This is a genomic window from Streptomyces sp. NPDC054757 (assembly GCF_053612185.1).
The window spans coordinates 47,152-69,421 of record NZ_JBSHBW010000024.1 but is presented as its reverse complement, the minus strand read 5'-3'; the positions used below and the strand labels follow the sequence as shown (position 1 = coordinate 69,421).

Sequence of the window (22,270 nt, the reverse complement as noted above, 5' to 3'; positions counted from 1 at the left end):
CTTCCGCGATCTACTGGGCCCGTCCCACCGTGGCCAGCAGCGCCCCGGTGAGCGCCGTCAGATCGGCCGGGGACAGCTCGACCTCCAGCCCTCTGCGCCCGGCCGACACACAGATCGTGCCGTGCGCCGAGGCCGACGCGTCCAGCACCGTGCGCAGGCGTTTGCGCTGGCCCAGTGGGGAGATACCGCCCAGGACGTACCCCGTGGTGCGTTCGGCCGCCGCCGGGTCCGCCATCGTGGCGCGCTTGCCGCCCACCGCCGCGGCCAGGGCCTTGAGATCCAGAGTGCCCGCGACCGGGACGACGGCCACCGTGAGTTCGCCGTCCACATCGGCCACCAGCGTCTTGAAGACCCGGTCGGGGGTGACACCGAGCGCCTCGGCGGCCTCCCCGCCGTAGGAGGCGGCCGCCGGGTCGTGTGCGTAGGTGTGCAGCGTGTACGCCGTCCCGGCTGCGGCCAGGGCCGCCGTGGCGGGAGTGCCGCCCGACTGCTGCTTCTTCGCCTTCTTCGCCACGCGGGCGCTCCTCGGGTCCGGTCGGGGCCGGGCAGCCGGCCGCAGGGTCAGTTGAGGTGGGTGGGGGCCCGGGTCAGATCCGTCGCGGGCAGCGACGGCAGATGCCGGATCACCGCGGTCTCCGAGCGCAGCAGCTTCAGCTCCTCGCGCAGCCGGGCCGCGATGTCCGGCGCTTCGAGCAGCCGCTGCTTGGCCGGTACGTCGAGCACGGCCGCCGCCGCGACCAGGTACGAGACCACGGAGGGCTCATCGGGCAGCTCGGCACCGGTGGTGAGCGAGCGTTCCCGCGCCCCGGCCAGCCGCTTCTGATACGAGCGGAAGGCGCGCAGCACACCCTCGGCGAGGGCGCCCGCGTCGTCCCCCGCCTCCTCGGGCAGCTCCTCGACCTCGGCGGTGAGGTACGGGCCTGTCGCGTCCAGCGCACCGATCCGCACCCGCGCCGTGCCGGTGGCGAGCACCTCGAAACTGCCGTTGTCCCGCTCCCGGATCGTCGCCGCGTCCGCGATGCAGCCGATGGAGTGCAGGGCGGTGGCCGGGTCGTCGCCGAAACCGGCGGCCGGGCCCGGCTCGGGCAGCGCGGCGCCGCCGGGCAGCCCCGGCAGCGTCGGCGCCACTTCCGAACCGTCGCGGATGGCGACGACGGCGAAGCGCCGGGGCTCGGCCTCGTCGTCCACCTTCAGCAGGTCGCGCATCATGGCGCGATAACGCTCCTCGAAGATGTTCAGAGGCAGCACGAGGCCCGGGAACAGCACCGAGTTCAGCGGGAAGAGAGGGAGGCGCGCGGTGGTCACAGCGGTCAAGCGTAATGGCCGCGGCCGCGGGCGCGCCCCGTTCTGTCGCGCCGCCCGCCGTCGGGGGCTGCCAGTACGCGTACGGCGCCGCGCAGTTCGAGGAACCGGCCCAGCGGATCGTCACTCAGCCGGGCCCACGGGAACGAGGTCACATCCGGGCCGATCAGCCGGAACTGCTCCAGCGCGTCGGCCCACCTCTCCCGGTGGGCCAGCACGTACACGAGCACGTTCCTGATCTCCGCCAGCAGCGGCTCGCCCGGCCCGTGACCGGCGGACAGGGCGATGGCGCGGTCCGCCGCCGCGTCGATACGCCCGGGGGCCGCATCGGGGCGCCCGCCCCCGGCGATGAAGGCGAAGGCCGCTCGTACCGGCAGGGCCCGCACCAGTGCTCCGGGCGGTGCCTCGTCGGCCGCCTGCTCCGCGAAGTCGAAGCACTCGCGGTGCGAGCCGTGCCACTGTGCGGACAGATAGCGCAGCGCGGCCACATGGCAGCCGTAGTGCCAGGGGGAGCGGCGCAGCGCCTGTTCCCAGAGGGTCTCGAACGTGGTGTGCCCGGCGTGCACACCGCGGGCGTGGTCCAGCGCGAGGCGCCACGGCACCGGGTCCCTGGGGTCACCGGCGGCCGCCGCGTCGATCAGCGGGCCGACCTCCCTCAGCAGTTCGGCGCGGGCGGGGGAGCCCCAGGCCCTGAGGACCGCGAGGGCGGCGGCGAGGAGCAGGGCGTCGGGGTCGCGCGGCGAGGCGGCGAGCCAGCCGGAGAGCCAGGCGTCCCTGCCGAGTGCGAAGGCGGCGAGCCGGGTGAGGTAGCGGTCGCGGTCCTCCCATCCGGCCGTCGTACGGGTGGCGGCCAGCAGGGCCGCCGCCGGTCCGTGGTCCCCGTCGGCCGCCGCGACGAGCACGGGCGCCAGCCGGGCGTCGGGGACGTCCAGCAGCACCTCTTCGTCGTGGGGCCCGTCCGGCACTGCGGCGGGCCGGGGCGGCAGACGGCGCGCCGTGCCGGTCAGGGAGCGCAGCGAACGCAGGGGAATGGCGCGGAGGGAGGGCAGGGCCGTGATGAGGGACATGGTGCGGACCATTGAAAACCGCAGGTGAGGACGGCGCCAGGGGGAGGACGTGAAGCTTTCGTATCGGGCTGATGGTTGTACGCGGAGTGGTCAAGGAGAGGTAAAGAGCAGCGGCGGCAAAGCGGCGGTCCGCACACGTCCCGGCAGCCGCGTCCGCCCCGCCGGGCTCTTCGGCCACGGCCGCCCCGTCCGTCCCGTCAGCTCCGCCAGCCCCGTCAGCTCCGCCAGGCGCCCGCCCTGCCGTCCGCGCGCCCTGTCCGCCCGACGCGCGCTCCGCCCGCCAGGCCCGCCCCGCCGCCCGCCAGGCCCGCCCCCTCAGCTGCGGCGCAGCAGCCGCGTCGCCCCCGTCGCGACCGTCGTGGCCAGGATCCAGCCGAGCACGATCAGCGCCGCCGCCGTCCACTGCCAGCCGCCGGACAGCTTCCAGTAGCCGTCCTGGCCGAGGTTGACCACCGGGATCAGCAGGTCCAGTGCGTAGAGCGCCGCGTTCCACTGCGGATGGCCGTCCGGGCTGATCGGCTTCGGGTCGTACCGCGAGAACGCGACCGTGCCCGCCGCCCAGAGCACCGCCATCCAGAGCGCGGCCCGCCCCGGCCGGTAGCCGTACGCCACCGTCCAGTCCTGGAGGTAGCCCCACACCTTGGCGGCCAGCGGCAGCGTCTCGCGGCGCCGGCGCTGCTTCGCCAGCAGCACCTCGCGCGCGTCGGCGTCCTCACCGCTGTTGCGGAGCACCGAGGCCAGCCGCTCGTACGGCTCCGGCGCGTATTCCGGGGTCGCCGCCGTCACCCACTCAAGGCGCTGCTCCAGCGGGAAGTGGCCGACCGGGATGAGGTTCTCGTAGCTGAAACCGCCCATCGCCAGACCGCCGGGACCCGGCCAGCTGGTCGACATGTCGACCAGGTTGACCACCTTGGCGCCGGACAGCACCACCCGGCCCTGCTCGGGGCGGTCCCCGAGGAAGCGCAGTTCGGGCGTCTGGATACGGCGCAGCGAGAGCTCCTGGTCGCTGTGCATACGGAACTTCGCACTCCGCAGGTCGAGCGCGTCCCCGAACCGCCCGTCGTCCAGCCGTATCCCGCCGACGCACTCGAACGGCTGAAGTCTCGTCCCGTACGGCGGAGTCGGCCCCGTGCCGTACGGAGGGGTGGTGCCCCCGCCGTCCGGAGCCACCCCCGCCGCCGAGAGATAGAGAGTGCGCTCCACGGAGAGCTGCGGGGCGTTGAGCGCCCGCCGCCCGTCCGGGTTCAGCAGCCGACTGCCGTTGAAGCTCAGCGAAACGCCGATCCGCGCCGAGCGCAGACTCACCTCGCCGTGCGACTCGATCATCTCGGCCTGCAGGTCCTGCGCCACGTACAGCCCGTCCGCCGCGATCGAGCGGCCCTTGCGGTCCGGGTGCACCACGATCATGTTGATCAGCAGATCCGTGCCGATCTGTGCGTCGGTCAGCCGGATGCCGCCCGCCACCCGGCAGCGCGGCAGATGCAGATCGCCCTCACTGTGCAGCCGGGCCGCCTCCAGACGCGGCATCGCGCAGCCGACCATCCGGACCGTGGTGACCCGGCACTCGGGAAGCAGCACCTCGTCCTCGAACCGGCAGCCGGTCAACTCCACGTACGGAGTGACCGTGCCGCCCGCGAGATCCAGCGCGCCGGTGATCTGCACCCCGGTCAGTTTGAGCGAGGAGACGCGCCCGGCCAGCGCGGGCGGACCACTGAGCAGCAGCAGGGCCACCACACGCGCCCGGACCGTGCGCTCCGGGCCCCAGGTCCGTGCCGAGAGCGGGTTGTCCATGACCGGGTTGCGGGTGCGCAGATCGTACGTACTGCCGTTGCGGAAGGCCTCCCACATGCCCAGCTCGGCGCCGGTCAGCCAGTCGGGCGCATGCTCGTCGTGCTGCGCCTCTGTCACTGCCGCCCCTCCCTGCCCACGAGTGATGGAGTGAACGCTAGCGGTCACCGCGAGGGGGCCAGTTGTGTATCAGCCACTGATACGGGCGACCGGAGGCCGCGGCCGGTCTGAGAGAATTGGGGGCATGATCTCCCGAATCGATCTGCGCGGCGACGCCCTCCCCGAGGGCGGCGACCTGCGCGACCTGCTGCCCCGTGCCGACTTCGATGTACAGGCCGCCCTGGAAAAGGTGCGGCCGATCTGCGAGGACGTGCACCATCGTGGCGACGCGGCGCTGATCGAGTACGCGGAGAAGTTCGACGGGGTGCGGCTGGACCGGGTGCGGGTGCCCGCCGAGGCCCTGGCCGATGCCCTGGACCGGCTCGACCCGGCGGTCCGGGCGGCCCTGGAGGAGTCGGTCAGGCGCGCCAGGCTGGTCCACCGGGCCCAGCGGCGCGCCGAGCACACCACGCAGGTCGTCCCCGGCGGCAAGGTGACCGAGAAGTGGGTACCGGTCGAGCGTGTCGGGCTGTACGCGCCGGGCGGACGCTCCGTCTACCCCTCGTCCGTGGTCATGAACGTGGTGCCCGCGCAGGAGGCAGGCGTCGAGTCGATCGCCCTCGCCTCCCCGGCGCAGAAGGAGTTCGGCGGTCTGCCCCACCCGACGATCCTGGCCGCCTGCGCGCTGCTCGGCATCGACGAGGTGTACGCGGCCGGTGGCGCCACCGCCGTCGCGATGTTCGCGTACGGCACCGAGTCCTGCCCCCCGGCCAACATGGTCACGGGCCCCGGAAACATCTGGGTCGCCGCGGCCAAGCGGTACTTCACCGGCCGGATCGGCATCGACGCCGAGGCGGGCCCGACCGAGATCGCCGTACTCGCCGACGCCACCGCCGACCCCGCCCATGTCGCCGCCGACCTGATCAGCCAGGCCGAGCACGACCCGATGGCCGCCGCCGTCCTCGTCACCGACTCGGCCGAGCTCGCCGACGCGGTCGAGAAGGAGCTGGCCCCGCAGGTCGCGGCCACCAAACACGTCACCGACCGGATCGTCCCTGCCCTGGAGGGCAAGCAGTCCGCGATCGTCCTGGTCGACTCGGTGGACGACGGCCTGAAGGTCGTGGACGCGTACGGAGCCGAGCACCTGGAGATCCAGACCGCCGACGCAGCCGCCGTCGCCGCCCGGGTCCGCAACGCCGGAGCCGTCTTCGTCGGCCCCTGGGCCCCGGTCTCCCTCGGTGACTACTGCGCGGGCTCCAACCACGTCCTGCCCACCGGCGGCTGCGCCTGCCACTCGTCCGGCCTCTCGGTCCAGTCGTTCCTGCGCGGCATCCACATCGTCGACTACACCCGGGACGCGCTCGCCGATGTCACCCACCACGTGGTGGCGCTCGCCGAGGCCGAGGACCTGCCCGCACACGGCGCCGCCCTCAAGGCGAGGTTCGGATGGCAGGTGCCCACCGCATGACCGGCATCGACGATCTGCCCGTACGCGAGGAACTGCGCGGCCAGTCGCCCTACGGGGCGCCCCAACTGGACGTCCCCGTACGGCTGAACACCAACGAGAACCCGTACCCGCTGCCCGAGGAGCTGGTCGACCGGATCGCCGAGCGCGTCCGCGACGCGGCCCGCACCCTCAACCGCTACCCCGACCGCGAGGCCACCGAGCTCCGCACCGAGCTGGCCCGCTACCTCACCAGGACGGCCGGGCACCCGGTCGATGCGGTCAACGTCTGGGCGGCGAACGGCTCGAACGAGGTCATCCAGCAGCTGCTCCAGACCTTCGGCGGCCCCGGCCGCACCGCGATCGGCTTCGAGCCCTCGTACTCGATGCACGCCCTCATCGCACGCGGCACCGGCACCGGCTGGATCTCCGGACCGCGCAACGAGGACTTCACCATCGACGTCGCCGCGGCCGAGCGCGCCATCGCCGAGAACCGCCCCGACGTCGTCTTCATCACCTCGCCCAACAACCCCACCGGCACCGCCGTCGACACCGCCACCGTCCTCGCGCTGTACGAGGCCGCGCAGGCGGCGGGCCCCTCGATGGTCGTGGTGGACGAGGCGTACGGCGAGTTCAGCCACGCGCCCTCGCTGCTCCCGCTGATCGAGGACCGGCCCCACCTGGTCCTCTCCCGGACCATGTCCAAGGCGTTCGGCGCGGCCGGGCTGCGCCTCGGCTACCTCGCGGCCGACCCGGCTGTGGTCGACGCCGTCCAGCTCGTACGGCTGCCGTACCACCTGTCCTCCGTCACCCAGGCCACCGCGCTCGCCGCCCTGGAGCACACGGATACCCTGTTGCGGTACGTCGAGCAGCTGAAGGCCGAGCGCGACAGGCTCGTCGGCGAGCTGCGCTCCATCGGATACGACGTGACGGAGTCCGACGCCAACTTCATCCAGTTCGGCCGCTTCCAGGACGCCCCGGCCGCCTGGCGGGCGATCCTCGGCCACGGGGTCCTGGTCAGGGACAACGGGGTCCCCGGATGGCTGCGGGTCTCCGTGGGCACTCCGGCCGAGAACGACGCGTTCCTCGAAGCGGCACGCGCACTGCACAAGGAGATCACCGCATGACTCGCGTGGGCCGCATCGGACGGGTGGAACGCACCACCAAGGAGACCTCGGTCGTGGTCGAGATCGATCTCGACGGCACGGGCAAGGTCGATGTGTCGACAGGCGTCGGCTTCTACGACCACATGCTCGACCAGCTGGGCCGTCACGGCCTCTTCGACCTCACCGTCAAGACCGACGGCGACCTGCACATCGACTCGCACCACACCATCGAGGACACCGCCCTCGCGATCGGCGCCGCCTTCAAGCAGGCGCTCGGCGACAAGGTGGGCATCTACCGGTTCGGCAACTGCACGGTGCCGCTGGACGAATCGCTCGCCCAGGTCACCGTCGACCTCTCGGGCCGCCCCTACCTGGTGCACACCGAGCCGGAGAACATGGCGCCGATGATCGGCAGCTACGACACGACGATGACCCGGCACATCCTGGAGTCCTTCGTCGCGCAGGCGCAGATCGCGCTGCACGTCCACGTACCGTACGGGCGCAACGCCCACCACATCGTGGAGTGCCAGTTCAAGGCCCTGGCCCGCGCGCTGCGTTACGCGTCCGAGCACGACCCGCGCGCAGCGGGCATTCTTCCTTCGACCAAGGGCGCCCTGTAAGCATGACTGGCCTCAACACCATCCTCATCGTCGTCGGCCTCTTCCTGGCCGGCGGTGTCTACTCCTTCGTCAAGCAGAAGATGCCCGCGGGCCTCATCGTGCTGCTCTCCATCGGGGCCGTGATGTGCCTGGCGGCGGGTGTGATGCGCATCCAGGGGATCTGGACATGACCGCCCGGAAGAAGGCCGTGGTCTTCGACTACGGCTTCGGCAACGTCCGTTCCGCCGAGCGCGCCCTCGCGCACGCCGGCGCGGAGGTCGAGATCACCCGTGACTTCGACCGCGCCATGAACGCCGAAGGGCTGCTCGTCCCGGGCGTCGGCGCCTTCTCCGCCTGTATGAAGGGGCTGAAGGAGGCGCGCGGCGACTGGATCGTCGGCCGCCGCCTGGCCGGTGGCCGGCCCGTCATGGGGATCTGCGTCGGGATGCAGATCCTCTTCGAGCGCGGCATCGAGCACGGCGTGGAGACCGAGGGCCTCGACGAGTGGCCCGGCACGGTCGGCCCGCTCAAGGCCGACGTCGTCCCGCACATGGGGTGGAACACCGTGGAGGCCCCGGCGGACACCGAGCTCTTCGCCGGGCTCGACGCCGGAGCGCGCTTCTACTTCGTGCACTCCTACGCGGCGCACGACTGGTCGCTCGAAGTCACCAACGCCAACATCCGCGCCCCGCGCGTCACTTGGGCCACCCACGGCGAACGCTTCGTGGCGGCCGTCGAGAACGGCGCCCTGACGGCCACCCAGTTCCACCCCGAGAAGTCCGGCGACGCCGGCGCCCAGCTGCTGACCAACTGGATCGGAACCCTCTGATGTCCGCCTTGCAGAAGAAGCTCGAACTCCTCCCCGCCGTCGACGTCCGGGACGGCCAGGCGGTCCGCCTCGTCCACGGTGAGTCCGGCTCCGAGACCTCCTACGGCTCCCCGCTGGAAGCCGCACTCGCCTGGCAGCGGGCGGGTGCGGAATGGCTGCATCTGGTCGATCTCGACGCGGCCTTCGGCACCGGCGACAACCGGAAGCTGATCTCCGAGGTCACCTCGGCGATGGACATCAAGGTCGAACTCTCCGGCGGCATCCGCGACGACGCCTCACTGGCCGCCGCGCTCGCCACCGGCTGCACCCGGGTCAACCTCGGCACCGCGGCCCTGGAGACCCCCGAGTGGGTCGCGAAGATCATCGCCGAGCACGGCGACCAGATCGCGGTCGGCCTCGACGTACGCGGCACGACCCTGCGCGGCCGCGGCTGGACCCGGGACGGCGGCGACCTCTACGAGACGCTCGCCCGCCTCGACTCCGAGGGCTGCGCCCGCTACGTCGTCACCGACATCGCCAAGGACGGCACCCTCCAGGGCCCCAACCTGGAGCTCCTGAAGAACGTCTGCGCGGCCACCGACAAGCCGGTCGTCGCATCCGGCGGTGTCTCCTCGCTCGACGACCTGCGGGCCATCTCCTCGCTCGTCCCCTCGGGCGTGGAGGGCGCGATCGTCGGCAAGGCGCTCTACGCCAGGGCGTTCACCCTGGAAGAGGCGCTCGAAACGGTGGCGGCGGCATGAGCGACGGCGCCACGGGCGACGGCGTACGCCGTATCTCGTCCGGCGGGCCGTGGGAGGAGTCCATCGGCTACTCCCGCGCGGTGGAGCTGCCCAACGGCCTCGTCCTGGTCTCCGGCTGCACCTCGGTGACCGGCGGCCGGATCGCGGAGGGCGGCCCGTACGAACAGGCCGTCACCGCCTTCGGTGTCGCCGTCGACGCGCTCAAGGAGCTCGGGCTCGGCGCCGGGGACGTGGTCCGCACCCGGATGTACGTCACACACGCCCGCGACGTGGACGAGGTCGGCCGGGCCCACAAGGAACTGTTCGGCGCGGTGCGCCCCGCCGCGTCCATGATCATCGTCTCCGGTTTCATCGACCCCAGCCTGGTCGTCGAGGTCGAGGTGGAGGCATACCGGGGAGCGCGCGCATGACACTGGCCGTACGGGTCATTCCCTGCCTGGACGTGGACAACGGCCGCGTCGTCAAGGGCGTCAACTTCCAGAACCTCCGGGACGCGGGCGACCCCGTCGAGATGGCCAGGCTCTATGACGCCGAGGGCGCCGACGAGCTGACCTTCCTCGACATCACCGCGTCGTCCGGCAACCGCGAGACGACCTACGACGTGGTGCGCCGCACCGCCGAGCAGGTCTTCATCCCGCTCACGGTCGGCGGCGGCGTCCGCACCACCGAGGATGTCGACAAGCTGCTGCGCGCGGGCGCCGACAAGGTCGGGGTGAACACCGCGGCCATCGCCCGCCCCGAGCTGATCAGCGAGATCGCCGAGCGCTTCGGCCGTCAGGTGCTCGTCCTCTCGGTCGACGCGCGCCGGACCGCCGCCGGCACCTTCGAGGTCACCACGCACGGCGGGCGCCGGGGCACGGGTATCGACGCCGTCGAGTGGGCGCACCGGGCGGCCGGTCTCGGGGCGGGCGAGATCCTGCTCAACTCCATGGACGCCGACGGCACCAAGGACGGCTACGACACCGAGATGATCGCCGCGGTACGCGCCCGGGTCACCGTGCCGGTCATCGCGAGCGGCGGCGCGGGCGCCCTGGGACACTTCCCCCCGGCCGTCGGGGCGGGCGCCGACGCGGTGCTCGCCGCATCGGTCTTCCACTTCGGCGACCTGCGGATCTCCCAGGTCAAGGACGAGCTGCGACAGGCCGGACACCCGGTCAGGTAGAGCCGTACGGCCGCCCCTCCTCAAAAGGGGGCGGCCGTCTCTCACATGCCGAGTCTGGCCTCGATCGCCCTGGCCGCCGCCTCCGCGTCCCCGTCGACCTCCACCCTCGCCGCGTCCTGGCGGCCGAAGGCGAACATCGTCAGCTCGTCCGGCTCCCCGGTGACGGTCACCACCGGCGTGCCCCGGTGCGCGACCACGGTCTGGCCGTCCGGGCGCCGCAGCACGAGCCCCACCGGCGCCCGGCGCCCCATCAGCCTGGCGCCCTTCTCCAGCCGCCGCCACAGCGCCTCGGCGAAGACCGGGTCCACCTCACGGGGCGACCAGTCGGGCTGGGCCCGCCGGACGTCCTCGGCGTGCACGAAGAACTCGACCGCGTTGGCACCCTCGTCCACCTGCTTGAGCGAGTACGGCGAGAACTTGGGCGGCCCCGTACGGATCAGCTGGATCAGCTCCTCGTACGGCTTCGCGGTGAATTCGCCCTGCACCCGGTCGAGGCGCCCCTTGAGCGCGCCGATCATGATGCCGCCCGCCGCGTCGAGCCGCCGTTCGCGTACCACCACATGGGCGGCGAGATCCTTTGTCCTCCAGCCCTCGCAGAGCGTCGGGGCGCCGGGACCCGCCGCCTCCAACAGGTCGGCGAGGAGAAGTCGTTCGCGCTTGGCATGGGTCGACATGACCGCCAGCGTACGACCGCACGCGCCGTTCCGCCCAGTGGACGGCGGCCCGCCCGGGGCCGCGGGGGCGGCACAATGGAGCCATGACCCGCACGCCCGGCACGCCGCAGTCCAGCAGTCTCGATCCCGCGATCGCCGCCCGCCTCAAGCGCTCGGCGGACGGGCTGGTGCCCGCCATCGCCCAGCAGTACGACACGGGCGAGGTACTGATGCTCGGCTGGATGGACGACGAGGCCCTGCACCGCACCCTCACCACAGGACGCTGCACCTACTGGTCGCGCAGCCGCCGGGAGTACTGGGTCAAGGGCGACACCTCCGGGCACGTACAGCACGTCAAGTCGGTCGCACTCGACTGCGACGCCGACACGCTGCTGGTGAAGGTGGACCAGGTCGGCGCCGCCTGCCACACAGGCGAGCGGACCTGCTTCGACGCCGACGTCCTGCTGGGCTGATCCGGCGGCCATCCGCCGCGTTCCCCGGCCGGTCTAAGCTTCCGCCATGGACCTGGAGACCTTCCGCAAGCTCGCCGCCGACCGCCGTGTCATCCCCGTGAGCCGCACCCTGCTCGCCGACGGAGACACCCCGGTGGGTCTCTACCGGAAGCTCGCCGCCGAGCGCACCGGCACCTTCCTCCTGGAGTCCGCCGAGAACGGGCGCACCTGGTCCCGCTACTCCTTCATCGGAGTACGGTCCGCCGCCACTCTCACCGAGCGCGACGGCGCCACCCACTGGGAGGGCGCCCCGCCGGTCGGCGTCCCGGTCGACGGCGACCCGCTGCAGGCATTGCGCGCCACGGTCGAGGCGCTGCACACCCCGCGCGACCTGGCGGGCGGCCTGCCGCCCTTCACCGGCGGCATGGTCGGCTACCTCGGCTACGACATCGTGCGCAGGCTGGAGAAGGTCGGACCCGGCGAGCGCGACGACCTGAAACTGCCCGAGCTGACCATGCTGCTCACCTCGGACCTCGCCGTGCTCGACCACTGGGCTGGCACCGTCATGCTGATCGCCAACGCGATCAACCACAACGACCTCGACACCGGCGTCGACGAGGCGTACGCGGACGCCATCGCCCGGCTCGACGCCATGGAGGCCGACCTCGCGCGCCCCGCCGGGACCGCCCCCGCCGTACTCCCCGCGTCCGAGCTGCCCGAGTACACCGCGCTCTGGGGCGGCACCGACTACCAGAACGTCGTCGAGGACATCAAGGAGCGCATCCGGGCCGGTGAGGCCTTCCAGGTGGTCCCCTCCCAGCGCTTCGAGACGGCCTGCACGGCGAGCGCCCTGGACGTCTACCGGGTGCTGCGCGCCACCAACCCCTCGCCGTACATGTACCTCTTCCGCTTCGACGGCTTCGACGTCGTCGGCTCCAGTCCCGAGGCCCTGGTCAAGGTCGAGGACGGCCGCGCCCTGGTGCACCCGATCGCCGGGACCCGGCACCGCGGCGCCACCCCGCGCGAGGACCAGGACCTCGCCGACGAGCTGCTCGCCGACCCGAAGGAGCGCGCGGAGCACCTGATGCTGGTCGACCTCGGCCGCAACGACCTCGGGCGGGTCTGCGAGCCGGGCTCCGTCGAGGTCGTCGACTTCATGTCGGTCGAGAAGTACTCGCACGTGATGCACATCGTCTCCACCGTGACCGGCCGGGTCGCCGAGGGACGCACCGCCTTCGACGTCCTCACCTCCTGCTTCCCCGCCGGCACCCTCTCCGGCGCCCCCAAGCCCCGTGCGCTGCAGATCATCGACGAGCTGGAGCCGACCCGCCGCGGGCTCTACGGCGGCTGCGTCGGCTATCTGGACTTCGCGGGCGACTCGGACACCGCCATCGCCATCCGTACGGCGCTGCTGCGCGACGGCACCGCCTATGTGCAGGCCGGGGCGGGCGTGGTCGCCGACTCCGACCCGGTCTCCGAGGACAACGAGTGCCGCAACAAGGCGGCGGCCGTGCTCCGCGCCGTCGGTTCGGCCAACCGCCTCACCGGCCCTTCGGGGCATAGGGGATAGTGGAGGCGTGAGTGCCGTACCCCCGCCCCGATCCGAAGCAGGACCGGCCGCACCCTCCCCGGGCAGCCGCCGCAGTCTTGCCACCGCCCTGATACTCGGCGCAGTCGGCGCTGCCGTCGTCCTCCTCGCCTCCGGGCAGACCTGGGCCCGGGGCAACGCACCGGTCGGCGGCGGCGCACTGCCGCTCACGGCCGACGGCGGCGATGTCACCGGGGTGCCCACGGCCCTCGCGATCGTCGGTCTGGCCGCCCTCGTCGCCGTGTTCGCGGTACGCAGCGCGGGCCGTCTCCTCGTCTCCGCGCTGCTCGCGCTCTGCGGGGCCGGCGCCGCCGTGGCGGCCTTCGCCGGGGCGAGCGACAGCTCAGCACTGGACGAGAAGGCCGCCACCACCGCAGGGAACACCGCCACCACCATCGAGGCGCTCTCCCACACCGCCTGGCCGTACGTGGCCGCCTTCGGCAGCCTGCTGATCCTCTGCGCGGGGCTGCTCGCACTCCGCTACGGCAGACAGTGGCCCGCGATGTCCAGCCGGTACGAGCGCGACGGCACCCCCCGTCCGCGCCGCCCGCGCCGGGCGCCGGACCCGGAGCGGCCCGAGGAGATCTGGAAGGCGCTCGACCGAGGCGAGGACCCCACCCGGGAAGCGTGACGGACAGCTCACCCCCCAGCTCAACCCCCGGAGCCGCGGTGCGCGACAATGGGTCTGAGCTTCCGGCGCCCGGCCCACCACGACTGGGCCGGGCGGCCGCGGAACACACGCCGGGTACAGGGCCTGGACACACAGCAACGAGGAGCAACTCATGGCGGGCAGCAGCCACGGACACACCCCGGCCGCCTGGACCGGCGTCATCATCGCCTTCATCGGGTTCTGCGTATCGGGCGCCTTCATGGTGATGGCCAGCCCGGTCGGGTTCGTCGCCGGACTCGTCGTCGTGGTCATCGGTGGCATCGTCGGGCTCGGTATGAAGGCCGCGGGGCTCGGCATGCCGAAGGAGTCCGAGGCCAGCATCCAGGCCCGCGCCCGCGCCGCCCAGGCGCAGGTGCACTGAGGCTCCGCTCCACGAGCACCGTCCTGTGGGGGCGCGGTCCGGTCGTCCGGGCCGCGCCCTTTCCCGTATGAGCTGCGCCTTCCCGCAGGAACAGGGAGAATCACCGCGTGGACCCCAACGCAGCCCCTGCCGCACTCCGCGCCCCGGCCCCGCCGCAGGCGTGGGGCCCGGCCGCCGGTCACCCCTCGCCCCTCGCCCCGGAGCCGCTGGTGCCACCGGCCCCCGAGCCGCTGCTGCGCCGGCTCCTCGTGCCGCTCGGCACACTGGCCGCGGTCGCCGCCGCCTTCACCTATGTCGGCGCCGTCGACCCCAACCACCCCGGCCACTACCCGGTCTGCCCGCTCTACGCGATCACCGGCGTCTACTGCCCCGGCTGCGGCGGTCTGCGCAGCGCCCACGCCGTCGCGCACGGCGACTTCGCGGCGGCCCTCGGTGACAACGCGCTCGCGGTCGCCGGGTACGGAGTCTTCGCCGTGGTGATGGCCGTATGGCTGGTTCGCGCCGTACAGGGACGGCCCGCGCGGGTCACACTCCGCCCGGCACTCTGGTGGGGAATCGGCGCGGTCGTGCTGGTCTTCAGCGTGCTGCGGAACCTTCCCTTCGGGGCGTTCCTGGCCCCGTGAGCGTCCGCGGAAGCGTCCACGGGGACGTCCACGCACTGGACTCCCGCGGGCCGGATGCGGGGCCCGGGGTCTTCTACGGATAACATCGGCATGGCTGATCCTGAACCATCCACACGTCCCGGAAGGGGGCCGCTCGCGTGAGTGTGCTCGACGAGATCATCGAAGGCGTACGCGCCGACCTCGCGGAGCGGCAGGCGAGCGTCAGCCTCGACGAGCTCAAGGACCGCGCCGCGAAGGCACCCCAGGCCAAGGACGGTGTCGCGGCCCTGCGCGGAGACAGCGTCAAGGTCATCTGCGAGGTCAAGCGCTCCAGCCCGTCGAAGGGCGCGCTGGCCGCCATCGCCGACCCCGCCGCGCTCGCCGCCGACTACGAGGCGGGCGGCGCCTCCGTCATCTCCGTCCTGACCGAGCAGCGCCGTTTCGGCGGCTCGCTGGCCGACCTGGAGGCTGTCCGCGCCAAGGTCGACATCCCGGTCCTGCGCAAGGACTTCATCGTCACCGCGTACCAGCTCTGGGAGGCACGGGCGTACGGAGCCGACCTGGTGCTCCTGATCGTCGCCGCGCTCGAACAGGAGGCGCTGGTCTCGCTGATCGAGCGCGCCGAGTCCATCGGGCTCACCCCGCTGGTCGAGGTGCACGACGAGGACGAGGCCGAGCGGGCGGCCGCCGCCGGCGCCCGGATCATCGGAGTCAACGCCCGTAACCTCAAGGACCTCAAGGTCGACCGCGGTACGTTCGAGCGCGTCGCACCCGAGATCCCCTCGCACATCGTCCGGGTCGCCGAGTCCGGTGTCCGCGGCCCGCACGACCTGATCGCCTACGCCAACGAGGGCGCCGACGCCGTGCTGGTCGGGGAGTCCCTGGTCACCGGCCGCGACCCGAAGGGTGCCGTCGCCGACCTGGTCGCCGCCGGAGCCCACCCGGCCCTGCGGCACGGACGGGACTGAGGCTCCCGTGGTCATAGCCGTTCTCGCGCGCGGGTGCCGCCCCCGCGGCTGCCGTGCGCCCGCACGGCGCGCGCGGGGACGGCGGGTGCGGTACCACATCGGTTCCGAACCCGGTCAGATCAACGGCATGCGATGGCGTCGCTGAGCAGCAGCTCAGCCATACGCTTCACTCCTGCGTACCACTACTCACGTGCTGTACTTACGTACCTGCGGAGATCACGCATGTCTTCAGAGTTCTTCATCCCGGATCCGGACGGCCGGATCCCCAGCGCCGAGGGTTACTTCGGTGACTTCGGCGGCAAGTTCATCCCCGAGGCGCTCGTCGCCGCGGTGGACGAGGTCGCCGTCGAGTACGACAAGGCGAAGGCCGATCCGGCCTTCGCGGCCGAGCTGAACGACCTCATGGTCGACTACACCGGCCGGCCGAGCGCCCTCACCGAGGTGCCGCGGTTCGCCCAGCACGCCGGTGGCGCACGGGTGTTCCTCAAGCGCGAGGACCTCAACCACACCGGATCGCACAAGATCAACAACGTGCTCGGCCAGGCGCTGCTCACCAAGCGCATGGGCAAGACCCGCGTCATCGCGGAGACCGGCGCCGGTCAGCACGGCGTCGCCACGGCGACCGCCTGCGCCCTGTTCGGCCTCGAATGCACCGTCTACATGGGCGAGATCGACACCGAGCGCCAGGCGCTCAACGTCGCCAGGATGCGGATGCTCGGCGCCGAGGTCGTCGCCGTGAAGTCCGGCAGCCGCACCCTCAAGGACGCCATCAATGAGGCGTTCCGCGACTGGGTCGCCAATGTGGACCGCACCCACTACCTCTTCGGCACGGTCGCCGGGCCGCACCCCTTCCCGGCGATGGTCCGCGACTTCCACCGGGTGATCGGCGTCGAGGCGCGGCGGCAGATCCTGGAGCGCGCCGGCCGGCTCCCGGACGCCGTCGCCGCGTGTGTCGGCGGCGGCTCGAACGCCATCGGGCTCTTCCACGCGTTCATCCCGGACACCTCGGTGCGTCTGGTCGGCTTCGAGCCCGCCGGGCACGGCATCGCGACCGGCGAGCACGCGGCCACGCTCTCCGCCGGTGAGCCGGGGATCCTGCACGGCTCCCGCTCGTACGTACTCCAGGACGAGGAGGGCCAGATCACCGAGCCCTACTCGATCTCCGCCGGGCTCGACTACCCCGGCATCGGCCCCGAGCACGCCTATCTGAAGGACGCCGGGCGGGGCGAGTACCGCGCGGTGACCGACGACGAGGCCATGCAGGCGCTGCGGCTGCTGTCGCGCACCGAGGGCATCATCCCGGCCATCGAGTCCGCGCACGCGCTGGCCGGTGCGCTGGATCTCGGCAAGGAGCTGGGCGAGGACGGGCTGATCGTGGTCAACCTGTCCGGCCGCGGCGACAAGGACATGGACACGGCTGCCCGTTACTTCGGGCTGTACAGCGCGGACGCGGAGGTGGCGGCCAAGTGAGCGGAACCAGCGGAACCAGCGCAAACGGCGGGCACGGCGGCAACACGGCCCTGCTGAGTTCGGTCCTGGCCGGGGCGAAGACGGAGGACCGGGCGGCGCTCATCGCCTACCTCCCGGCCGGATTCCCCACGGTGGACGGCGGGATCGCGGCGGTGAAGGCCGTGGTCGAAGGCGGCGCCGACATCGTCGAGGTGGGGCTGCCGCACAGCGACCCGGTCCTCGACGGACCGGTCATCCAGACCGCCGACGACATCGCGCTCAAGGGCGGCGTGAAGATCGCCGACGTACTGCGCACGGTGCGTGAGGGATACGAGGCCACGGGCGCGCCCATCCTCGTCATGACGTACTGGAACCCGATCGACCGGTACGGCGTCGAGCGGTTCACCGCCGAGCTGGCCGAGGCGGGCGGCGCCGGGTGCATCCTGCCCGACCTGCCGGTCCAGGAGTCCGCGCTCTGGCGTGAGCACGCGGAGAAGCACGGTCTGGCGACCGTCTTCGTCGTCGCGCCGAGCAGCAGGGACGAACGTCTTGCGACGATCACCGCCGCCGGATCGGGCTTTGTGTACGCGGCCTCGCTGATGGGGGTCACCGGCACCAGGAACTCCGTGGGCGAGCAGGCCCAGGAGCTGGTACGGCGCACCCGCGCCACCACCGAACTGCCGGTGTGCGTGGGGCTCGGGGTCTCCAACGCCGAACAGGCCGCCGAGGTCGCCGGGTTCGCCGATGGAGTGATCGTCGGATCCGCGTTCGTCAAGCGGATGCTCGACGCGGAGGACGCCGCCGCGGGCCTGGAAGGCGTCCGTGAACTGGCGGGCGATCTGGCCAAGGGCGTACGCCGAAGCTGACGCCGTCGCTCGTACGGGTGGAAGTGGGACCGGGGAGGCACGCTGGTGCCTCCCCGGTTCGTTGCTGCGGGTGTGAGCGAGAAGAACCGAGACGCGAAGAGGGCCGCCCGAGAGCGGCTCGTCGAAGAGCGCGAGAAGCAGAAGGCCCGTGACCGGCGCAAGCGGGGAATGATCGTCGGCGGCTCCGTGGTGGGGGTGCTGGCACTGGCCGCGGTGATCGGAGTCGTCGCGGCCAACGCGGGCAAGGACGGCGGTGGTTCCACGGCGAACAGCCCCCTCACCGTGCCGAGCGGAGCGATGGGGAAGGACAGCCTGGCGATCCCGGTGGGCGCGAGCGACGCACCGTCCACGCTCACTGTCTGGGAGGACTTCCGCTGCCCGGCCTGCGGCCAGTTCGAGAACGGCTTCCGCAGCACGGTCCATGAGCTGGAGAAGTCCGGGCAGCTCAAGGTCGAGTACCACCTCGCGACGCTCATCGACGCCAACATGGGCGGCACGGGCTCGCTGCGCGCGGCCAACGCGGCCGCCTGCGCACAGGACGAGCGGAAGTTCCCCGCCTACCACGACGTGCTCTACGAGAACCAGCCCGAGGAGACCCAGGACCCCTATGCGCAGAACAGCAAGCTGATCGAGCTGGCCGGGAAGGTCAAGGGGCTGAAGACGGCCGCCTTCACCTCCTGTGTGAACGGCGGGAAGCACGACAGCTGGGTGAAGCGGTCGAACGCGGCCTTCCAGAAGGGCGGCTTCAGCGGCACGCCGACCGTCGAGCTGAACGGCTCGTCGGTCTTCCCCAAGAAGGGGAACGAGCAGATCTCGCCCGCCAATCTGAAGAAGTGGGTGACCGAGGCCAACCAGGGCAAGAAGGCGGGCACGGTTTCCCCGGCGCCCGCGTCCTGATCCCGATCCTGATCCCGGTCCCGCCGGGAAGGGTCCTTGTTACGCATACGTTGCCGGGCGGGTGGTCCGAGGGCCCGCCCGGCGATGTAGCGTCGGCGGTGCCATGAACCTTGCCTTCATCCCCAGTCCGTCGACCGGCGTGATCCATCTCGGACCGATCCCGCTGCGCGGCTACGCGTTCTGCATCATCATCGGTGTCTTCGTCGCCGTCTGGTACGGCAACAAGCGCTGGGTCGCCAGGGGCGGCAGCGCGGGCACCGTGGCCGACATCGCGGTGTGGGCCGTGCCCTTCGGCCTGGTCGGCGGGCGGCTCTACCACGTCATCACCGACTACGAGCTGTACTTCAGCAGTGGCCGCGACTGGGTCGACGCCTTCAAGATCTGGCAGGGCGGCCTCGGTATCTGGGGCGCGGTCGCCCTCGGCGCGGTCGGCGCCTGGATCGGCTGCCGCCGCCGGGGGATCCCGCTCCCGGCGTGGGCCGACACGCTGGCGCCGGGCCTCGCCTTCGCCCAGGCCATCGGCCGGTGGGGCAACTGGTTCAACCAGGAGCTGTACGGCAGGCCGACTGATCTGCCCTGGGCGCTGAAGATCAGCGAGGGCCCCGACAGGATCGCCGGTACGTACCACCCGACCTTCCTCTACGAGTCGCTCTGGTGCGTCGGTGTCGGCCTCCTCGTCATCTGGGCCGACCGCCGCTTCAGGCTGGGCCACGGGCGTGCGTTCGCGCTGTACGTCGCCGCGTACTGCGTGGGCCGCGGCTGGATCGAGCACATGCGGGTCGACTACGCCCACCACATCCTGGGGCTGCGGCTCAACGACTGGACCGCGCTCATCATGTTCCTGCTGGCGGTGACGTACTTCGTCGTCTCGTCCAAGCTGCGGCCGGGCCGCGAGGAGCTCGTCGAGCCCGCGGCGGAGACGGCTGCCGCGCAGGAGGGCGAGGCCGCCGGAGACCAGTCCGAGGCGGGCACGGCCGGGGCAGGAGACGACCGGGCCGAGGCGGACAAGGTCCAGGATGCCGACGAAGCCGAGGTCGACAAGGCCGGAACCACCAAGGCCGAAACCACCAAGACCGAGCCCGTCAAGACCGAGCCCGTCAAGACCGAGCTTGCCAAGGCCAAGAGCCCCGGGACCAACAGCACCGGGACCAAGAGCACCGGGATCAAGAGCACCAACGAGCAGGACACCGACGCTTCTGCCGGTCCGGGTGCCGGTGCCGACGACAGCCCGGTCGCGGCCGAAACGACCGCCGGGGCAGGCGCGGAGCGGGACGGGGTCAAGGCGGAAGCGCAGGCCGACAAGGGCTGACCGCCCCGGCCGGTACCGGATCCGCTGACCGGCCTGCCCCCGTACCCGGGTCCGCCGACCGGCCCGGTCCCGGCCTCCGCCGCCGGCCCGCGCGGGGGTCGGCGGCTCCGGTGTCCGTACCCCCGAGCGGGCCCGTACGCTCAGAGCCGGCCGTAGGACCGGCCCGTCGCTCAGACCCGCTGCCGCCCCGCGAGATCCAGCGTGCGCCGGGCTCCCGCCACCACGGCCGCATCCACGAAGCGGCCGTCCGGCAGGGCCAGCGCCCCTTCGTCCGTGGACGCGGCCTGCACGATCTCCCGGGCCGCCAGGATCTCCGCCGCCGTGGGCAGATAGGCCGCCTCGATCACCGGCAGCTGCCTCGGATGGATCGCCGCGCGCCCCAGGAAACCGAGCGCCCTGCCCCGTGCGCAGGAGGCGGCGAGCCCGTCCAGATCGCGAACGTCCGCGTACACCGACTGGGCGGGCGGGGCCAGCCCCGCCGCTCGCGCCGCGACCACCGCACGGCTGCGCGGCCAGGCGAGACCCGCCTCGTCGGACACGCCCAGATCGGCACGGAGATCCGCCTCACCGAGAGCCAGCCCGCGCACCGAGGGGACGGCCGTGGCGATCTCGTAGGCACGTTCCACGCCGAGCGCCGACTCCAGGATCGGATAGAGCGCGATGTCCGCCCCGCCCGGGGTGTCGGCCGCCCAGCCGGCCACTCTGCGTACCTCCGCGGCGCCCCCGGCCTTGGGCAGCCGCAGCCCCGCCAGACCCGGCAGTCCCGCGACGGCCCGTACGTCCGCCTCGGCGAGCGGACCGTCCAGGGCGTTGATCCGGACATGGACCGGCGAGGGGCCGGGCGCCGGATCCGCCAGGAGTTCGGCGGTGGCGTCCCGTGCGTACGCCTTGCGGTCGGGTGCGACCGCGTCCTCCAGGTCGACCAGCACCACATCGGCGCCGGCCGCCAGCGCCCTCGCCACCACGGCGGGCCGGTCGCCCGGTACGTACAGCCAGGTCAGCACGGTCCGCACCGGGCTGCGCGCGGACAGTTCCCCGGACACGCTCACCGGACCGCGCCCGACTCCCGCAGGGCCGCGATATCGGCGGGCTCCAGTCCGATCGCGGACAGCACGTCGTCGGTGTCGGCGCCGTGCGGGCGCCCCGCCCAGCGGATGGCGCCCGGTGTCCCGGAGAGCCGGAAGAGGACGTTCTGCATCCTGATGGTGCCCAGCTCCTCGTCGGGGACCTCCGCGAACGTGCCCAGGGCCCGGTACTGCGGATCCTCCATCACATCGCCGATCTCGTAGACGGGCGCGATGGCCGCCTGCGCCTCCTCGAACGCGGCCACCACATCCGCCCGGTCGTGCCGGGCTATCCAGCCGCCGACCGCCGCGTCCAGCTCGTCCGCGTGGAGCGCGCGCTGCGCACCGGAGGCGAACCACGGCTGGTCGATGAACTCGGGCCGGCCCACCAGCCGCATCACCCGCTCCGCGATGGACTGCGCGGACGTCGAAACGGCCACCCAGTTGCCGTCGCGGGTGCGGTAGGTGTTGCGCGGCGCGTTGTTGCTCGACCGGTTGCCGGTGCGCGGCTGTACGTAGCCGAGCTGGTCGTACCAGATGGCCTGCGGGCCGAGCACCGCCAGCATCGGCTCGATGATCGCCATGTCCACCACCTGGCCGCACCCGGTGCGGTCGCGCCCGGCGAGGGCCGCCATCACGGCGTACGCGGTGGAGAGCGCGGCGACCGAGTCGGCCAGGCCGAAGGGGGGCAGCGTCGGCGGGCCCTCCGGCTCGCCGGTCGTGGCGGCGAAACCGCTCATGGCCTCGGCGAGCGTGCCGAACCCGGGGCGCCGCGCGTACGGACCGAACTGGCCGAACCCGGTCACCCGCGCCAGCACCAGGCGGGGGTTGGCAGCGGACAGCTCGTCCCAGCCCAGGCCCCACCTCTCCAGGGTGCCCGGCCGGAAGTTCTCGATGATCACGTCCGCGCCCGCGGCCAGCCGCAGCAGCACGGCGCGGCCGTCCGGCGACGCGAGGTCGAGCGTGATGTTCCGCTTGTTCCTGCCCAGCAGCTTCCACCACAGCCCCACGCCGTCCTTGCTGGGACCGTGCCCGCGCGACGGGTCGGGCTTACGGGGGTGCTCGACCTTGATGACCTCGGCGCCGAAGTCGCCGAGCAGGGTCGCGGCCAGCGGTCCGGCGAAGAGCGTCGCCAGATCGAGGACCCGCAGCCCTTCGAGGGAGGACGGCCGGTGGCCGTCCGGGGCGGCCCCGGTCCCCGTCGTGTGCGGGCTGTCGCTGCCCCTGCGCGTGTGCGGGGTGTCCCTGTCCATAC

At 72.4% G+C, this 22,270-nt stretch carries 25 protein-coding genes and 1 pseudogene; 19 read left to right on the top strand and 7 right to left on the bottom strand.

The annotated features are described in order from the left end of the window. Nucleotides 1–10: 10 nt before the first annotated feature. The 4 genes from ybaK to ACWGKJ_RS25640 form a co-directional block, all read right to left on the bottom strand. On the bottom strand, nt 11–514 hold the full coding sequence (gene ybaK, locus ACWGKJ_RS25655; RefSeq protein WP_385023277.1) for a Cys-tRNA(Pro) deacylase: 504 nt from the start codon (nt 512–514) through the stop codon (nt 11–13). 47 nt (nt 515–561) lie between these two features. After that, nucleotides 562–1,305 (bottom strand): LON peptidase substrate-binding domain-containing protein, encoded by a 744-nt coding sequence (locus ACWGKJ_RS25650; protein ID WP_385023275.1) that lies wholly within the window; start codon nt 1,303–1,305, stop codon nt 562–564. Nucleotides 1,306–1,310: 5 nt separating this feature from the next. Then, nucleotides 1,311–2,369, bottom strand: a complete 1,059-nt coding sequence (locus ACWGKJ_RS25645; RefSeq protein ID WP_385023273.1) for a hypothetical protein — start codon at nt 2,367–2,369, stop codon at nt 1,311–1,313. Between the two features lie 315 nt (nt 2,370–2,684). Then, entirely contained in the window at nt 2,685–4,277 is a 1,593-nt protein-coding gene (locus ACWGKJ_RS25640) for an oxidoreductase (protein ID WP_385023271.1), read from the bottom strand. Nucleotides 4,278–4,401: 124 nt separating this feature from the next. Here ACWGKJ_RS25640 and hisD point away from each other — a divergent pair, with 124 nt between their 5' ends. From hisD to hisF, 8 genes are read left to right on the top strand one after another with little or no spacing between them, the layout of a single operon-like run. Further along, complete coding sequence (hisD, locus tag ACWGKJ_RS25635) at nt 4,402–5,724, top strand: histidinol dehydrogenase (protein ID WP_385023269.1); 1,323 nt, start codon at nt 4,402–4,404, stop codon at nt 5,722–5,724. After that, the gene (locus ACWGKJ_RS25630; RefSeq protein WP_385023267.1) at nt 5,721–6,827 is read left to right on the top strand and encodes a histidinol-phosphate transaminase; all 1,107 of its coding nucleotides are present in this window, start codon (nt 5,721–5,723) and stop codon (nt 6,825–6,827) included. The genes hisD and ACWGKJ_RS25630 overlap by 4 nt, the downstream gene beginning before the upstream one ends. Nucleotides 6,828–6,832: 5 nt before the next feature. Next, complete coding sequence (gene hisB, locus ACWGKJ_RS25625) at nt 6,833–7,426, top strand: imidazoleglycerol-phosphate dehydratase HisB (protein ID WP_385023281.1); 594 nt, start codon at nt 6,833–6,835, stop codon at nt 7,424–7,426. 2 nt (nt 7,427–7,428) lie between these two features. Next, nucleotides 7,429–7,596: a hypothetical protein gene (locus ACWGKJ_RS25620; RefSeq protein WP_385023265.1), complete on the top strand. Its 168-nt coding sequence runs from the start codon at nt 7,429–7,431 to the stop codon at nt 7,594–7,596. Continuing rightward, a complete protein-coding gene (gene hisH, locus ACWGKJ_RS25615) occupies nt 7,593–8,234 on the top strand; it encodes an imidazole glycerol phosphate synthase subunit HisH (protein ID WP_385023263.1) in 642 nt (213 codons plus the stop codon). The genes ACWGKJ_RS25620 and hisH overlap by 4 nt, the downstream gene beginning before the upstream one ends. Continuing rightward, nucleotides 8,234–8,974: a bifunctional 1-(5-phosphoribosyl)-5-((5-phosphoribosylamino)methylideneamino)imidazole-4-carboxamide isomerase/phosphoribosylanthranilate isomerase PriA gene (gene priA, locus ACWGKJ_RS25610; protein WP_385023261.1), complete on the top strand. Its 741-nt coding sequence runs from the start codon at nt 8,234–8,236 to the stop codon at nt 8,972–8,974. Before hisH ends, priA begins: the two co-directional genes overlap by 1 nt. Next, on the top strand, nt 8,971–9,384 hold the full coding sequence (locus ACWGKJ_RS25605; protein WP_385023259.1) for a RidA family protein: 414 nt from the start codon (nt 8,971–8,973) through the stop codon (nt 9,382–9,384). The genes priA and ACWGKJ_RS25605 overlap by 4 nt, the downstream gene beginning before the upstream one ends. Beyond that, nucleotides 9,381–10,136 carry an imidazole glycerol phosphate synthase subunit HisF gene (hisF, locus tag ACWGKJ_RS25600; RefSeq protein ID WP_385023257.1) on the top strand — a complete coding sequence of 252 codons (756 nt, stop codon included), beginning with the start codon at nt 9,381–9,383 and terminating at the stop codon, nt 10,134–10,136. The genes ACWGKJ_RS25605 and hisF overlap by 4 nt, the downstream gene beginning before the upstream one ends. A gap of 41 nt (nt 10,137–10,177) precedes the next feature. Here hisF and ACWGKJ_RS25595 read toward each other — a convergent pair whose 3' ends face one another. Beyond that, nucleotides 10,178–10,810: a TIGR03085 family metal-binding protein gene (locus ACWGKJ_RS25595; RefSeq protein WP_385023255.1), complete on the bottom strand. Its 633-nt coding sequence runs from the start codon at nt 10,808–10,810 to the stop codon at nt 10,178–10,180. 83 nt (nt 10,811–10,893) lie between these two features. Here ACWGKJ_RS25595 and hisI point away from each other — a divergent pair, with 83 nt between their 5' ends. The 11 genes and pseudogenes from hisI to lgt form a co-directional block, all read left to right on the top strand. Next, on the top strand, nt 10,894–11,262 hold the full coding sequence (hisI, locus tag ACWGKJ_RS25590) for a phosphoribosyl-AMP cyclohydrolase (protein ID WP_385023253.1): 369 nt from the start codon (nt 10,894–10,896) through the stop codon (nt 11,260–11,262). A 46-nt stretch (nt 11,263–11,308) separates the two neighbouring features. Continuing rightward, nucleotides 11,309–12,811, top strand: coding sequence for an anthranilate synthase component I (locus ACWGKJ_RS25585; RefSeq protein ID WP_385023251.1), 1,503 nt, complete (start codon nt 11,309–11,311; stop codon nt 12,809–12,811). Nucleotides 12,812–12,818: 7 nt separating this feature from the next. After that, nucleotides 12,819–13,460, top strand: coding sequence for a TIGR02234 family membrane protein (locus ACWGKJ_RS25580; RefSeq protein WP_385023249.1), 642 nt, complete (start codon nt 12,819–12,821; stop codon nt 13,458–13,460). 151 nt (nt 13,461–13,611) lie between these two features. Then, nucleotides 13,612–13,860 carry an HGxxPAAW family protein gene (locus ACWGKJ_RS25575; protein WP_385023247.1) on the top strand — a complete coding sequence of 83 codons (249 nt, stop codon included), beginning with the start codon at nt 13,612–13,614 and terminating at the stop codon, nt 13,858–13,860. 107 nt (nt 13,861–13,967) lie between these two features. Beyond that, complete coding sequence (locus ACWGKJ_RS25570) at nt 13,968–14,483, top strand: DUF2752 domain-containing protein (RefSeq protein ID WP_385023246.1); 516 nt, start codon at nt 13,968–13,970, stop codon at nt 14,481–14,483. Nucleotides 14,484–14,620: 137 nt separating this feature from the next. Next, complete coding sequence (gene trpC, locus ACWGKJ_RS25565; RefSeq protein ID WP_385023244.1) at nt 14,621–15,430, top strand: indole-3-glycerol phosphate synthase TrpC; 810 nt, start codon at nt 14,621–14,623, stop codon at nt 15,428–15,430. A gap of 13 nt (nt 15,431–15,443) precedes the next feature. Continuing rightward, on the top strand, nt 15,444–15,575 hold the full coding sequence (trpM, locus tag ACWGKJ_RS25560) for a tryptophan biosynthesis modulator TrpM (protein ID WP_385023279.1): 132 nt from the start codon (nt 15,444–15,446) through the stop codon (nt 15,573–15,575). A gap of 77 nt (nt 15,576–15,652) precedes the next feature. Further along, nucleotides 15,653–16,900, top strand: a complete 1,248-nt coding sequence (trpB, locus tag ACWGKJ_RS25555; protein WP_385023242.1) for a tryptophan synthase subunit beta — start codon at nt 15,653–15,655, stop codon at nt 16,898–16,900. Next, nucleotides 16,897–17,745: a tryptophan synthase subunit alpha gene (trpA, locus tag ACWGKJ_RS25550; RefSeq protein WP_385023240.1), complete on the top strand. Its 849-nt coding sequence runs from the start codon at nt 16,897–16,899 to the stop codon at nt 17,743–17,745. The genes trpB and trpA overlap by 4 nt, the downstream gene beginning before the upstream one ends. A 72-nt stretch (nt 17,746–17,817) precedes the next feature. Further along, nucleotides 17,818–18,642, top strand: a complete 825-nt coding sequence (locus ACWGKJ_RS25545) for a DsbA family protein (RefSeq protein ID WP_385023238.1) — start codon at nt 17,818–17,820, stop codon at nt 18,640–18,642. Between the two features lie 103 nt (nt 18,643–18,745). Continuing rightward, nucleotides 18,746–19,702, top strand: a pseudogene (gene lgt / locus ACWGKJ_RS25540) (prolipoprotein diacylglyceryl transferase); the annotation flags it as partial. Nucleotides 19,703–20,121: 419 nt separating this feature from the next. Here lgt and ACWGKJ_RS25535 read toward each other — a convergent pair. Together ACWGKJ_RS25535 and ACWGKJ_RS25530 are read right to left on the bottom strand one after the other, a co-directional pair. Continuing rightward, entirely contained in the window at nt 20,122–21,000 is an 879-nt protein-coding gene (locus tag ACWGKJ_RS25535) for an HpcH/HpaI aldolase/citrate lyase family protein (RefSeq protein ID WP_385023236.1), read from the bottom strand. Continuing rightward, a complete protein-coding gene (locus ACWGKJ_RS25530) occupies nt 20,997–22,268 on the bottom strand; it encodes a CaiB/BaiF CoA transferase family protein (RefSeq protein WP_385023234.1) in 1,272 nt (423 codons plus the stop codon). The genes ACWGKJ_RS25535 and ACWGKJ_RS25530 overlap by 4 nt, the downstream gene beginning before the upstream one ends. Between the last annotated feature and the right edge of the window lie 2 nt (nt 22,269–22,270).

Excerpts from the sequence above, each read along its gene's own strand:
- ACWGKJ_RS25585 (WP_385023251.1), top strand. The coding sequence starts at position 11,309 with ATGGACCTGGAGACCTTCCGCAAGCTCGCCGCCGACCGCCGTGTCATC.
- ACWGKJ_RS25605 (WP_385023259.1), top strand. The coding sequence starts at position 8,971 with ATGAGCGACGGCGCCACGGGCGACGGCGTACGCCGTATCTCGTCCGGC.
- trpB (WP_385023242.1), top strand. The coding sequence starts at position 15,653 with ATGTCTTCAGAGTTCTTCATCCCGGATCCGGACGGCCGGATCCCCAGC.
- ACWGKJ_RS25595 (WP_385023255.1), bottom strand. The coding sequence starts at position 10,810 with ATGTCGACCCATGCCAAGCGCGAACGACTTCTCCTCGCCGACCTGTTG.
- hisF (WP_385023257.1), top strand. The coding sequence starts at position 9,381 with ATGACACTGGCCGTACGGGTCATTCCCTGCCTGGACGTGGACAACGGC.
- hisD (WP_385023269.1), top strand. The coding sequence starts at position 4,402 with ATGATCTCCCGAATCGATCTGCGCGGCGACGCCCTCCCCGAGGGCGGC.
- ACWGKJ_RS25575 (WP_385023247.1), top strand. The coding sequence starts at position 13,612 with ATGGCGGGCAGCAGCCACGGACACACCCCGGCCGCCTGGACCGGCGTC.
- ACWGKJ_RS25530 (WP_385023234.1), bottom strand. The coding sequence starts at position 22,268 with ATGGACAGGGACACCCCGCACACGCGCAGGGGCAGCGACAGCCCGCAC.
- ACWGKJ_RS25630 (WP_385023267.1), top strand. The coding sequence starts at position 5,721 with ATGACCGGCATCGACGATCTGCCCGTACGCGAGGAACTGCGCGGCCAG.
- ACWGKJ_RS25645 (WP_385023273.1), bottom strand. The coding sequence starts at position 2,369 with ATGTCCCTCATCACGGCCCTGCCCTCCCTCCGCGCCATTCCCCTGCGT.
- ACWGKJ_RS25620 (WP_385023265.1), top strand. The coding sequence starts at position 7,429 with ATGACTGGCCTCAACACCATCCTCATCGTCGTCGGCCTCTTCCTGGCC.
- hisI (WP_385023253.1), top strand. The coding sequence starts at position 10,894 with ATGACCCGCACGCCCGGCACGCCGCAGTCCAGCAGTCTCGATCCCGCG.
- priA (WP_385023261.1), top strand. The coding sequence starts at position 8,234 with ATGTCCGCCTTGCAGAAGAAGCTCGAACTCCTCCCCGCCGTCGACGTC.
- hisH (WP_385023263.1), top strand. The coding sequence starts at position 7,593 with ATGACCGCCCGGAAGAAGGCCGTGGTCTTCGACTACGGCTTCGGCAAC.